The sequence below is a fragment of the Pseudomonas sp. AC169 genome, from assembly GCF_979258515.1.
On record NZ_OZ409866.1, the window covers coordinates 2,480,829 to 2,494,334 of the forward strand.

Below are 13,506 nucleotides of genomic sequence, written 5' to 3' on the forward strand. Positions count from 1 at the left end.
TCCTACACGGGATTGACGTTCACCGTGTAGGAGCTGCCGCAGGCTGCGATCTTTTGATCTGTTTTCAGCCCAGCTTTTGCGCAAGCACCGCGATGTGTTCCGGCCCGATCCCGCAGCACCCGCCCAAATGGCTGGCACCGCGCTGCTGCCAGTCAATTGCCCAATGCAAGTAACCCGGCGGATCAAGATCCTCACGCAACGGATCGAGCCCGTCATTGGCCGTGGCTTCTTTTGGCTGCGGCGGAAAAGCATTGGCGTAAGCGCCAATCTTTATCTTCACCCCTAGACGCTCGAAGGTGTCACGCGCGGCATCAATCGCGGCACCGATCACTTCCGGCTGACTGCAATTGAATAGCAACGTCTGCACGCCCAACTCAGCCGCCACCGCCGCCGCTTCGGCGACCGGCTCACCGGAGCGCAAGCGCGGCACTTCATCGGTGTCTTCGTCCTTCAAAGTGAACGACAACCAGAACGGTTTGCCATCCTTCGGCAACCCAGCGTGAATGGCTCGCGCCTCAACGATCGAACTCTGGGTTTCCGCCAGCCATAGATCAACGTGCGGTGTCAGGCCGTTGACCAAGGGCGCCAGCAACTCGGTGACTCGTGCGGCCTCGAACAGATCCGGACGGTAGGAGCCAAACAGCGGCGGCAATGAGCCGGCCACCCGCACGGATTTTCCCGAGGCCTGCACCGCACGTCGCGCCAGTTCACCGGCCAACGCCGCCAGTGCCTGCCCTTCAGCGGCGAAGCGCTCCTCACCAATATGGAACGGCACCACGGCATAACTGTTGGTGGTAATCACATTGGCGCCACTGGCGATATACGCGGCATGTACCGCCTCAACCGCTTGCGGTGCTTCACTCAACGCCAGCGCCGACCACTCTGGCTGACGAAATGGCGCCCCGGCGCGCTGCAACTCACGGCCCATGCCGCCATCGAGAATAATCGTGCTGCCTGCGCCCATATGCTTTTCACTCATATGCTTATGAAAATAACTCACTATCAGAGTCGTTCTTATAACTATTTAATACGCACCATTCCGTTAAAAACAACCTCTTTTTTACCCAGGGATCGACTGTGAAATTTCAACCGCTACTGGCCCTGGGCCTGACGATTCTGGCCGCCTCCACGCAAGCCTTTGGTGGCACGACGCTGGATCGTATCGAGCAGAAAAAAGAGCTGGTCGGCGTGCTGATGGAAAGCTATCCACCGTTCTCGTTTCTCAACGACCAGAATCAGCTTGATGGCTTCGACGTGGACGTCGCCAAAGCCGTGGCGGACAAGTTAGGCGTCAAGCTGCGACTCGAAACGCCGTCCTGGGATGTCATTGCCGCCGGCCGCTGGAGCGGGCGCTACGATATCTGCATTTGCTCGATGACGCCGAGCAAGGCCCGCGCCGAGGTATTCGATTTCCCGGTCGAGTACTACGCTTCGCCGGCGGTGATCGTGGTCAATGCCAAGGATGAGCGGATCCACGACGCCAAGGACCTGAGCGGCAAAAAAGTCGGCCTCACCAGCGCGTCCAGTTACGAAAGCTATCTGAACAAGAACTTGGTCATCGAAGGCGCCGAAGACACGCAGCTGCAGTACCCGTTCGACGATGTGCAGATCGCGCCGTACGACACCGACAATGTCGCCTTCCAGGACTTGGGCCTGGGCGCCGGCGTGCGCCTGGATGCAATCCTCACCAACCTCGTCACCGCACAGCCACGCCTGAACCAGGACAAACGCTTCAAACTGGCCGGCGCACCGCTGTACTCGGAGCCGAACTCGGTGGCCATCGAAAAGGGCGACGCGCAATGGGACGCCAAAGTGCGTGAAGTCTTCGCGCAACTGAAGCAGGACGGCACCCTGAGCAAGCTGTCGCAAAAATGGATCGGCGCTGATATCAGCCAATGACTTCTTTCCCGACACCGCCACAGCCACCGCAACCGGTGGCTGAATCACGCCTGCAACGGATGTTCGGGTTTCGTACGCGGCTGTACCTGACCTGGGCAACGCTGTTCTGCCTGTTCGCCGGGTTCTTCCTGAGCTTCGACCTGAAGTTCTCGATCATCCTCGACAAACTGCCCAATCTGGTCGGCCTGCACCTGGCGCCCAACGGCTTCTTGCAGGGTGCAGCGCTGACGCTGTTCCTCTGCGTGTGCTCGATTGTCGCTTCGTCCCTGTTGGGCTTCATCACGGCATTGGCGCGCCTGTCGAAAAGCGCCGTGGCGTTCGGCATCGCCAGTTTTTACACCTCGTTCTTTCGCGGCACGCCACTGCTCATCCAGATCCTGCTGATCTACCTGGGCTTGCCGCAACTGGGCATCGTGCCGGGCGCCATCGTCGCGGGCATCATTGCCCTGTCGTTGAACTACGGCGCCTACCTCAGCGAGATCTTCCGCGCCGGCATCCTCGGTGTCGACCACGGCCAGCGCGAAGCTTCGCTGGCCTTGGGGATGCGCGAGACAGTGATTTTCTGGCGTATCACCCTGCCGCAAGCCATGCGCACGATCATCCCGCCCACGACGAACCAGTTCATCTCGATGCTCAAGGACTCGTCGCTTATCTCGGTGATGGGGGTCTGGGAAGTGATGTTTCTCGCCCAGTCCTATGGACGCTCAAGCTACCGCTATATCGAAATGCTGACGACGGCGGCGATCATTTACTGGCTGATGTCGATTGGCCTCGAGTTGATTCAGGCGCGGATGGAGCGGCATTACGGCAAGGCTTACGTGCGGCGGAGCTAGGGGGATCGGCACCTTGCGGGCTGCGTCGGGTTTTAATGGGGCTCTCGGCGTACCCGCACAACGCCCATTTTCAGGCCAAACAATCGGAATATTGAGTCCAACGACCTCAACGTCTGATTACCCTCAGCGTGCTCTATGTGTATCAACGTGCGGACCGAAATTTTGCACATCTTAGCGAATTGGATTTGATGCAGCCCTGTCACCTCCACTCGTAAACGGCGGACGGCTTCGCTGATTTCCAACGTCCCGTCGGCCAGCGCTTCTTGGATGCTTTCGATGAGCGCCATGCGCTCAGCTACCGTCAGGCTCATTGCAGATCCCACGCTTTCATTTCCTCTGCTTTTAAATACATTTCAACAGAGCCTTCACTGATGCCGGATGCAATGTAGTGCATTTAAAGCCTGATAGAACGTCAAAATCTGCAACAAAATGCAGATTTACCCCTGATAAGCGAAATCTGAATGCAAAACAATGCAGATCAACCACCGACATCATTCTGTAAAAACCCTTCGCTATACAGGACGGCCCGCTTATAACAAAAAGGCTGTCCGACCATGCCGTTCCCGCCCCAGCGTCTGTCTCTCGCCATCGCCCTGTTGATCGCCGCCACGGCAGCCCACGGCAAAACCGTGCAGATCGACACCGCCACCACTGCAGCGCAAACGCTGGGGGGTAGCGACACATTGACGATTTCCGCGCCGGGCAGCATCACCAACAGCGGCAAGGCTGTGAGCCTGAAAGACAAGACCAGTGGTGCCGGTGTGGTGATCGATAACGCCGGCAAAATCGTTTCCAGCGGTGGCCGGGCCATCGATAGCAGTGGCGACCTGACCCAGGTGCGCAACTACACAATCTACAACCGCAGCGGTGGGCAGATTCTCGGCGCCAACGACGCCTTGCGCATCGACAGCAATTTCGCCAGCGGCAGTCTGTTGATCGACAACAGCGGCGTGATTCGCTCCACCACTGGCCAGGGGCTGGACCTCGACGCGCTACGCAGTGCCGGCGTGAAGACCACCATCATCAACCGCGCAGGCGGGCTGATTCGCGGCAACGCCAGCGACGGCATGAAGACCGGCGCCAACGCGAGCATTACCAACTACGGCGAGATTTCCACCGGCGATTCGCACAATGCCGACGAGAAGTTCGACGGCATCGATATCGATTCCGCGAGCGGCGTCAGCGTTACCAACTACGGGGTGATTTCCGCTGGCCGCCATGGCATCACCACCGATCTTGGCGCGACGCTGGTCAACTACGGGCAGATCACTGGCCGCAACGGTTCGGGTTTCGGCTCCGACGGCGATGGCACGGTGATCAACCACGGCACCATCACTGGCGCTTACTCAGGCTTGCAAGCGAACGGTGACGGCGACGGCGTGGACATCGACAAGATCGCCCATATCGAAAACTACGGGACCATTCAGGGCGTCGGCGCGGGCGGTGTGGACAAGGGCGGTTTCGCCAATGGCAGCGAGGGTATCGCGCTGGGCGGCGGTTACATCCTCAACGCCAGCAACGCTTTGATCAGCGGTGCCGACAGCGCCATTCTGGTCGACGATGGCAGCGGCGGCTCGGGACTGGCGGCGACCACGCTGGAAAACTTCGGCACGATTCAAGGCCTCAACGGCTTCGGTGTGAAATTCGTCGGCGAGTTCGACGACAACGTCACCAACGGCGGCACGATCAGCGGTAGCAATGGCCTGGCGCTGGATCTGGGCGGCGGCAACGACAGCCTGACCCTGCGCACCGGCAGCCGTTTTGACGGCGTGGTCGACGGCGGCAGCGGTTACGACCGGGTGGTGATGGATGACGCGGCCGGTGGCAGTTTCGGCGCCAGTCGCAATTTCGAATGGCTGGAGGTCAAGCAAGGCGCGTGGACGCTGTCCGGCAGTGGCGATTTCAGCGATGGCGGCGCCGTGCGCAACGGTGCAACGTTGATCAACCAGGGTGGCATCGCTGGCAGCCTGACCGTGGACACGGGCGGTGTGTATGCCGGCGGCGGTTCCGTCGGCACGCTCAACGTCAACGGCACCTTGCGCACGGACACCGCCCTGGGGCGCGCAACCATTACTCACGACTTGAACATGGGCAACGCTGGCACCCTCGCCTACGGCGTCAATGCCGATGGCAGCAGCGCACCCGTACAGGTCGGCGGCATCGCCAATCTCAACGGCGCAACGCTTGCGGTGAATCCCGGCAGCGGCACGTATCCATGGCAGAGCCATTACACCGTGCTGCAAGCGGCGCAGATCAACGGCACCTTCGGCAAAGTCAGCAGCGACTATGCGTTCCTCACGCCGACCCTCGCCTACACGCCAACGCAGGTCGATCTGACCTACACCCGCAATGACGTAGCCTTTAATGAGCTCGCCACGACCGGCAACGGTACAAACGCCGCCAACAGCCTGGCATCGATCGGCAAAAACAGTGCGCTGTACAACGCCTTGCTTAATACCAGCCAAAGCAGCGCCGGCGCGGCAATCGAGCAACTGGCCGGCGCCAGCAACGCCAATTTGACCAGCGCTACCCTCGGCGCCAGTAGTCAGGTCGGCAGCAGCATGCTCTCGGCCATGCAGCAAATGGGCGGCAGCCCGGGACTGATGGTCGGTCTCGATCAGCGTGACACCCCCGTGCTGGCGGCCAATGGCGTGCCCTCCGAGGCGCGTAATCTGAGCGATCCGAATGCGCGCGGGCGGCTCTGGCTGCAAGGTATCGGCGGCTACGGCAAGCTCGATGGCGAACACGGCAGCAGCGGTCTGGAACAACGCACCAAGGGCAGCGTACTGGGCGCCGACTGGTCACTGAACCCGGCGTGGCGCCTGGGCGTACTGGGCGGTTATTCGAAAACCGATCTGGACGCGACCGGCGTCGACGGCAACCTCGATAGCTGGCATGCCGGCGTCTACGCGTTACATCAAAACGGCCCGATCTCGCTGCGTCTCGGCGCGGCGTACAGCGGCCATCAGGGCGAAAGCAAACGCACCATCGCCTTCAATGGTTTCAGCGACCGCCCGAAAGGCGACTACGACGCCGATAGCCAGCAAGCCTTCGCCGAACTCGGCTATGCCATGGGCAGCGGCCGCCTCAGCGCCGAGCCGTTCGCCAGCCTCGGCTATCAGCGCTACCACCGCGACAGCTATCAGGAAAAAGGTGGCGCTGCCGCGCTGCAAGTCGACAGCCAGACCCAGGACAACTTCAGCAGCACCTTCGGCCTGCGCCTGGCGCACCTGAGCAGCCTGGACAACGGCATGAGCGTGACCCCGCGCATGGCCGCTGGCTGGAAACACACCTACGGCGATGTCAGCAGCTCGACGCGTCAGGCGTTTGTGACTGGCGGCACGGCGTTCAGCGTCGATGGCAGCTCGCTGGATCGCGACAGCCTGGTACTCGAAGCCGGGCTGGATGTGGGGATTTCCGCGCGGCACACGTTAGGCGTGGGATACAGCGGTGAGATCGGCAGCAACAGCCGCAATCACGGGTTGATCGGGCAGTGGCGAATGAGTTTTTGAGGTTGAACAGTCGGCGGGATCTTGATTGGTTGTAGGAAAAAGGACCGCTGCAACCGAGTAAAACTTCAGGTTCCAGATCACACGGTCATTTTCTACAAAACGATGCGATGTCGCCTGCAAGCGTGCGGGAAGCAGCCGACATCGGATTTTCTGGGGCATCAATAGAGTTGGGTCTCCTTTCACAAAAGGCCTAACCTAATGCCCCGTCAACACACTTTCAAACCAAAACACTTGGCTTTGGCCATTTCGCTGGCGCTGGCTTGTGTAGAGCTTGCCAACGCTCAGCAATCCTCTGAAGTCGCTGATTCAACCGCAGTAGTGAATGCCACTGAATTGCCCGAAACCAGCGCTAAAGAAATGGCGCTTGAACGACTCAAGGGATTTCTCACCAACCCAAGTACGGTACCCATCGCTTTTAAAACCCCTGAAGAAACGTTTAAAGGTACCGCTGTAAACGATTTGATCACGCTCACGGACGGCGCAAGCTTTACCGGCCTGCTGGATGGTGGCGGGGGAGATAACGTCCTGTTCCTGGATGCAGCGGCAGGCGGCGAGTTGAAAGACACGCGTAATTTCAACGGGCTGTTCGTCAGCCGGGGCGACTGGACGCTGAGTTCGAAGGCAGACTTCAAGGAAGGCGTGCTGGTGAACAGCGGTAGCGCTTTGACCAACCAGGGGAGCATCAAGGGCGACGTCTATGTCGAAAGAGGTGGCAGCTTTGCAGGTAAAGGCGCTGTGGGGAGCCTGGAGGTGGCCGGCCTGCTCACCGTCAACGGAGTGCTAGGCAGCCCGCGCGTGAAAGGGGACTTGCGCTTGTCCCCAACCGCCGAACTGGCTTATGAGGTCACGCCCAGTGGCAGTCAAACGATCAAGGTCGATGGCACTGCCAGGCTGGAAGGTGCAACCCTGAACGTCGTTGCCGTTCCAGGTGAGTATCCGCAAAGTCGCCAGTACAAAATCATCGAAGCCGGCAAGGTAGAAGGCGAATTCGGCAAGGTCCTTAACAACCTCGCCTTTATGACCGCCACACCTCAATACAACAAAAAATCCGTCGGGCTGACTTACGCCCGTAACGGTGAGCCGCTTGCGAGCGTTGCCACGACAGACAACGGCCGTGCAGTTGCCGACAGCATTGTCGAACCACAAACGCCTGCGCCATTCGCAACGCCAACGCCAACGCCAACGCCATTGACGGCATCCGCACCAGTTCCAGTTCCAGTTCCGCCATCGGCGCCGACTCTCGTTGCAGAGTCCGTCCCATCGCCAATGCAGGACGAACCTCTTACTGCGCAAGTTAACGAGGCCGTCGAACAGTCCGCCCCTGCGCCACTAAAACCCACAAACGCAGCAGTCGCCGCACTACTGACCAGCGACAAAACCACCGCCCCCATCGCCATCGAACAACTCGCCGCCAGCAGCAACGCGAACCTCGCCAAAGCCACGTTGAGCAGCATCACTCCGGTGAGCACAAGCATGCTTTCGGCCATGCAGCAGCTGAACAGCCGTTACGGTTCTGCCTACAGTTCGGGCAACTCGCCCCGCCAGGCGACCGGCGCGGCCGATTCCGGTAGGGTATGGATTCAGGCGCTCGGTCATGGCGGCAAGGTCGATCGCGAGTTCGACAGCACCCTCAAACACGCCACCCAAGGTCTGGTCATGGGCGCCGACTGGCGGCTCGATGAGCAATGGTATGTCGGCCTGGTCGGCGGTAAATCGCAGACCAGACTCGACGCCCGCCAATACGATGGCGACCTCGACAGCTGGCACCTCGGTGCCTATGCCGTGCGCCAGGACGGACCGTTCTCACTGCGTCTCGGGGCGACCTATGCCAGTCATGACGGCGACAGCAAACGTCGCGTGGCCTTCAACGGCTTCAGCGATCGCCTCAAGGGCAATTACGACGCCAACACCCAACAGGCCTTTGCCGAACTGGCGGTCAATATTGGCCGCCATAACGCCACGCTCGAACCGTTCGCCAGCCTCGGTTATCAGCGCTACCAGCGCGACAGCTACAGCGAAAAAGGCGGGGATGCGGCGCTGAAAGTCTTTGGGCAAACCCGCGACAACCTCAGCAGCACCTTTGGCCTGCGCACGGCAAAAATCAATCGGCTGGATAACGGCATGACGTTGACCCCGCGTTTCAGTGCCGGCTGGAAACACACCTTTGGCGAGATCGAAAGCGACACCCGTCAGCAACTGGTCAAGGGTGGCAAGCGGTTTGAGGTTGCCGGTGCAGCGCTGGATCGAAACAGTCTGTCGGTGGATGCAGGACTCGACCTCGGGCTGTCTGCCAATCACACGGTCGGCGTTGGTCTCACCGCAGAAATGGCCACTGATAGCCGCACCCACGGCGTGATGGGCCAATGGCGCATGGCGTTCTGACGGATTGAACATCGTCACTGTGGGAGCGAGCCTGCTCGCGAATGCGATCTGTCAGTTGAATAAATATCGACTGACACTCCTCTTCGCGAGCAGGCTCGCTCCCACCCTGGCCTCATGTGATGCAGACAAATTCCGCATGAAAAAAAAGGGGAGCACATGCCCCCCCGAGGTTTAAAGCGTTGGATCGCGGCCGTTATCTCAGCCTTCGATCTCGATCAGAATTTCGCCAGGATTGACCCGATCACCCTTGGCCACATGAATCGCGGTGACCTTGCCGGCAATCGCAGCCTGGACTTCGGTTTCCATCTTCATCGCTTCGGTGATCAGCACCGCCTGGCCGGCCTTGACGGTATCGCCTTCCTTGACCAGCACATCGACGATGTTGCCCGGCATGGTGGTGCTGACATGGCCCGGTGCCGAAGCTTGCTTACGCTTGCTGCTGCCACCGCCGACGAATTCGTTGAGTGGCTCGAACACCACTTCTTCCGGCATGCCGTCGATGGACAGATAGAAGTGACGCTTGCCTTCAGCCTTGACGCCGACCCCGGTGATGTCGACGCGGTAGGTTTCACCGTGGACGTCGATGACGAACTCGGTCGGCACGCCTTCGCCGCCCGCCGAAGCAACACTGCCAGCCTCTGGGATCGGCAGCAGCACTTCTGGCGTCAGGGTGCCGGCGGCACGCTCTTCGAGGAATTTTCGACCGATGTCCGGGAACATGGCGAAGGTCAGCACGTCTTCTTCCGACTTGGCCAGTGCGCCGATATCGGCACGCAGCTTGGTCATTTCCGGCTTGAGCAGATCGGCCGGACGCACGTCGATGACTTCTTCGCTACCGATGGCCTGACGACGCAGCTTCTCGTTGACCACGCCCGGCGCCTTGCCGTAGCCGCCTTGCAGGTAGAGCTTCACTTCGTTGGTGATGGTCTTGTAACGCTCGCCGGCCAGGACGTTGAAGAACGCTTGGGTGCCGACGATCTGCGAAGTCGGGGTCACCAGTGGCGGGAAGCCGAGGTCTTCACGTACACGCGGGATCTCCGCGAGGACTTCAGCCATGCGGTTCAGGGCGCCCTGCTCTTTCAACTGGTTGGCGAGGTTGGAGATCATCCCGCCCGGCACCTGGTTGACTTGCACGCGGGTGTCGACAGCGGTGAATTCGCTTTCAAACTGGTGGTACTTCTTGCGCACGGCGTAGAAGTACAGGCCAATCTCTTGCAGCAGTTCGAGGTTCAGACCGGTGTCGTACTCGGTGCCTTTGAGCGCAGCGACCATCGACTCGGTGCCCGGGTGGCTGGTGCCCGACGCGAAGCTGGAGATCGCGGTGTCGATGTGGTCGGCGCCGTTTTCGATCGCCTTGAGCTGGCACATGGTCGCCAGACCGGCAGTGTCGTGCGAGTGGATGAACACCGGCAGCGATTGCTCGGCTTTCAATGCACGAACCAGTTCACCGGTGGCGTATGGGGTCAACAGACCAGCCATGTCCTTGATCGCCACCGAGTCGCAACCCATGGCTTCCATCTGCTTGGCTTGCGCCACGAACGCATCGATGGTGTGCACCGGGCTGGTGGTGTAGGCGATGGTGCCTTGCGCATGTTTGCCGGCCGCTTTCACCGCCTCGATCGCCACACGCAGGTTACGCACATCGTTCATCGCGTCGAAGATGCGGAACACGTCGATGCCATTGACGGCAGCTTTGGCGACGAAGGCTTTGACCACGTCGTCGCTGTAGTGGCGGTAGCCCAGCAGGTTCTGCCCGCGCAGGAGCATTTGCAGACGCGTGTTAGGCAGTGCCGCGCGCAGTTGGCGCAGACGCTCCCACGGGTCTTCTTTCAGGAAGCGTACGCAGGCGTCGAATGTCGCGCCGCCCCAGCACTCCAGCGACCAGTAGCCGACTTTGTCGAGCTTGTCGCAGATCGGCAGCATGTCTTCGGTGCGCATGCGGGTGGCGAGCAGCGATTGGTGAGCGTCGCGCAGGATGGTATCGGTAACGAAGATCTTCTTAGTCATTGGTATCTCCTCATAGCGGCAAGCTTCAAGCTAAAAGCTGCAAGAAAAAGCCAATCTGCTTTTACTTGCCGCTTGCAGCTAAAAGCTCGCAGCTGTTTCATTCATAGGCCTGCGTGGGCGGCGATGGCGGCGGCGATGGCCAGGGCCAGCTCTTCGGGTTTGCGCTTGATCGAGTAGTTGGTCAGTTCCGGGTGGCTTTCAACGAAGCTGGTATTGAACTGGCCGCTACGGAATTCCGGGTTGCGCAGGATTTCCTGGTAGTACGCGGCGGTGGTCTTCACCCCCTGCAGACGCATGTCGTCGAGGGCGCGCAGGCCACGGTCCATCGCCTCTTCCCAAGTCAGTGCCCAGACCACCAGTTTCAGGCACATCGAGTCGTAGAATGGCGGAATGGTGTAGCCGGTGTAGATCGCCGTGTCGGTGCGCACGCCCGGGCCACCGGGGGCGTAGTAACGGGTGATCTTGCCGAAGCTCGGCAGGAAGTTGTTCTTCGGGTCTTCGGCGTTGATACGGAACTGCAACGCGAAACCACGATGCTGGATGTCTTCCTGCTTCACCGACAACGGTAGGCCGGAAGCGATGCGAATCTGCTCGCGGACGATGTCGATCCCGGTGATTTCTTCGGTGATGGTGTGTTCCACCTGCACCCGAGTGTTCATCTCCATGAAGTACACCTCGCCCTCGGCGAGCAGGAACTCCACGGTGCCGGCATTCTCGTAACCAACAGCCTTGGCCGCACGCACCGACAGGTCGCCGATGTAGGCACGCTGTTCCGGGGTCAGTTGCGGGCTCGGGGCGATTTCGATGAGTTTCTGGTTGCGGCGCTGGATCGAGCAGTCCCGCTCGAACAGGTGCACCACATTGCCAAAACTGTCACCGAGAATCTGCGCTTCGATGTGCTTGGGATTGACGATGCATTTTTCCAGGAACACTTCGGCAGAACCAAATGCCTTGGTGGCTTCGGAAATCACCCGAGGGAAATTCTGTTCGAGTTCTTCGCGGCTGTTGCAGCGACGGATGCCGCGCCCGCCACCACCGGAGGTGGCTTTGAGCATGACCGGGTAACCAATGCGGTCGCCCTCGGCCAAAGCTTCTTCAATGTCGGCCACGTTGCCTTCGGTGCCCGGCGTGACCGGTACGCCAGCCTTGATCATGCTGCGGCGCGCTTCGGTCTTGTCGCCCATGCGGCGAATGACTTCTGCCGACGGGCCGATGAATTTGATTCCGCGTTCAGCGCAGATGTCTGCCAGTTCGGCGTTTTCCGAGAGGAAACCGTAACCGGGGTGCAGGGCGTCGCAGCCGGTTTCAACCGCCAGGTTCACCAGCTTGCGCGGGTTCAGGTAACCGGCCAGTGGCTCGGCACCGATGCTGTGGGCCTCGTCCGCACGCTTCACATGCAAGGCATGACGGTCGGCGTCGGAAAAAATCGCGACCGAGCGAATGCCCATTTCGGCGCAGGCTCGCACGATTCGTACGGCAATCTCACCACGGTTGGCGATCAGGATCTTTGTTATCACTTGGAGGTTCCCTTGAGCCGGTGGCACCACGACCTGCTAGACCCAGGTCGACGCGTGACCAAATGTTTCAATTTAGTCGCAGGTCCACACTAGCGCTCATGAGGGATTAACAAAAATGAATAAAAATTGGGTCAGGCATAAGTAAAGACTTATAGTTGAAACATCAGCCCGCCGTCAGAGCTTGTAAAAAATGCGTAAGTCCTTGATGCGTATGACATTGCGTCAATTGCAGATCTTCAACGAAGTGTGTGATTTACGCTCCTACAGCCGCGCGGCCGAGGAAATGTCTCTCACACAACCGGCTGTCAGCCTACAGATTCGTCAGCTCGAGGAGCTGATCGGCCAGCCATTATTCGATTATGTCGGCAAAAAACTCTACATGACCGAGGCCGCTGAAGCCTTGCAGCGTGCCAGTCGGGACATTTTCGGGCGCCTGGAAAACCTCGATATGCAGCTGTCGGACATGCAGGGTTCGCTGCAAGGTCAGCTGAAACTGGCGGTGGAGTCCAGCGCCAAATATTTCGTCCCGCACCTGTTCGCCGCGTTCAAGCGCCAGCACCCGGAAGTGAACCTGCAACTGACGGTGGTCAACCGTGGTCAGGTGATTCGCAGGCTGTCGGACAACCGCGACGACTTGGTGATCATGTCGATGGTGCCGCAGGACATGGGCCTGGAATTCCTGCCGTTCCTCAACAATCCGATTGTTGCCGTGGCACGCCCGGATCACCCTTTGGCGCACATGGGCCCGCTGCGCCTGCAGGATCTTGAGCCCTACACGCTATTGATCCGCGAGCCCGGTTCAGGGACGAGGTTGGCGTGCGAAGAGTATTTCAAAGAGAAACGCGTGCACTTCACCCAGACCCAGGAAGTCGCCTCGGCCGAAGCGCAGCGCGAATGCGTGCAAGCGGGTCTGGGCTTGGCGCTGTTGACACGCCATGCCCTGAACCTGGAGCTGGCGACCGGTGGGCTCGTCGAGCTTCCGGTCGAGGAATTGCCGCTTTTCCGTAGCTGGTGCCTGGTGCAAGCGAAAGCCAAACGCTTGTCACCGGTGGCGCACGCCTTCCTGGCGTTTATCCGTAGCGAACGGGTGCAGATCAGCGCGCTGGTTGAGCGCTTCGACGGGAAGCTGCGGGCGCTGCCTGCCAGTGAGTGATCTCGGGAAAATCGCCAATTTCGGCTTGGAGCTGACGGAGTTCGAAGCGATCTTCGATGGCGCGGCGAAATTCCATGCGGCGCTGGTCTTCCTGCTGACGACGGGTTTTCGCGGCGCTGTTGCGTTCTTCGTAGGGCTGAGCCATTTCGAGTCTCCCAAGGCGATGACGGGAGTTTCACGATAGGCGTGGGGGATGACGGTTT

The 13,506-nt window shown here is 59.9% G+C and carries 10 protein-coding genes; 5 read left to right on the plus strand and 5 right to left on the minus strand.

Annotation, left to right across the window (positions count from 1 at the left end):
• Window positions 1-64: 64 nt before the first annotated feature.
• A complete protein-coding gene (locus tag ACZZ0G_RS11345; RefSeq protein WP_463556187.1) occupies window positions 65-964 on the minus strand; it encodes a homocysteine S-methyltransferase family protein in 900 nt (299 codons plus the stop codon).
• Between the two features lie 113 nt (window positions 965-1,077).
• Here ACZZ0G_RS11345 and ACZZ0G_RS11350 point away from each other — a divergent pair, with 113 nt between their 5' ends.
• The gene (locus tag ACZZ0G_RS11350) at window positions 1,078-1,899 is read left to right on the plus strand and encodes an ABC transporter substrate-binding protein (RefSeq protein WP_463556188.1); all 822 of its coding nucleotides are present in this window, start codon (window positions 1,078-1,080) and stop codon (window positions 1,897-1,899) included.
• On the plus strand, window positions 1,896-2,732 hold the full coding sequence (locus tag ACZZ0G_RS11355; protein WP_007912085.1) for an amino acid ABC transporter permease: 837 nt from the start codon (window positions 1,896-1,898) through the stop codon (window positions 2,730-2,732). Before ACZZ0G_RS11350 ends, ACZZ0G_RS11355 begins: the two co-directional genes overlap by 4 nt.
• A 32-nt stretch (window positions 2,733-2,764) precedes the next feature.
• On the opposite strand, the gene ACZZ0G_RS11360 is transcribed toward ACZZ0G_RS11355, so the two are convergent.
• Window positions 2,765-3,043, minus strand: coding sequence for a helix-turn-helix domain-containing protein (locus tag ACZZ0G_RS11360; protein ID WP_463556189.1), 279 nt, complete (start codon window positions 3,041-3,043; stop codon window positions 2,765-2,767).
• A 243-nt stretch (window positions 3,044-3,286) separates the two neighbouring features.
• Between ACZZ0G_RS11360 and ACZZ0G_RS11365 the strand changes: the two genes are divergently transcribed.
• Window positions 3,287-6,244, plus strand: a complete 2,958-nt coding sequence (locus ACZZ0G_RS11365; RefSeq protein WP_463556190.1) for an autotransporter outer membrane beta-barrel domain-containing protein — start codon at window positions 3,287-3,289, stop codon at window positions 6,242-6,244.
• A gap of 198 nt (window positions 6,245-6,442) precedes the next feature.
• Entirely contained in the window at window positions 6,443-8,626 is a 2,184-nt protein-coding gene (locus ACZZ0G_RS11370; protein WP_463556191.1) for an autotransporter outer membrane beta-barrel domain-containing protein, read from the plus strand.
• Between the two features lie 198 nt (window positions 8,627-8,824).
• Here ACZZ0G_RS11370 and oadA read toward each other — a convergent pair whose 3' ends face one another.
• Window positions 8,825-10,633: a sodium-extruding oxaloacetate decarboxylase subunit alpha gene (gene oadA, locus ACZZ0G_RS11375; RefSeq protein WP_322845322.1), complete on the minus strand. Its 1,809-nt coding sequence runs from the start codon at window positions 10,631-10,633 to the stop codon at window positions 8,825-8,827.
• A 101-nt stretch (window positions 10,634-10,734) separates the two neighbouring features.
• Window positions 10,735-12,150, minus strand: coding sequence for an acetyl-CoA carboxylase biotin carboxylase subunit (locus ACZZ0G_RS11380; protein ID WP_025112637.1), 1,416 nt, complete (start codon window positions 12,148-12,150; stop codon window positions 10,735-10,737).
• A 190-nt stretch (window positions 12,151-12,340) separates the two neighbouring features.
• Between ACZZ0G_RS11380 and ACZZ0G_RS11385 the strand changes: the two genes are divergently transcribed.
• A complete protein-coding gene (locus ACZZ0G_RS11385; protein ID WP_034152129.1) occupies window positions 12,341-13,303 on the plus strand; it encodes a LysR family transcriptional regulator in 963 nt (320 codons plus the stop codon).
• Here the strand turns inward: ACZZ0G_RS11385 and ACZZ0G_RS11390 are convergent.
• Window positions 13,245-13,448, minus strand: coding sequence for a PA3496 family putative envelope integrity protein (locus ACZZ0G_RS11390; RefSeq protein WP_008078845.1), 204 nt, complete (start codon window positions 13,446-13,448; stop codon window positions 13,245-13,247). The genes ACZZ0G_RS11385 and ACZZ0G_RS11390 overlap by 59 nt on opposite strands.
• Between the last annotated feature and the right edge of the window lie 58 nt (window positions 13,449-13,506).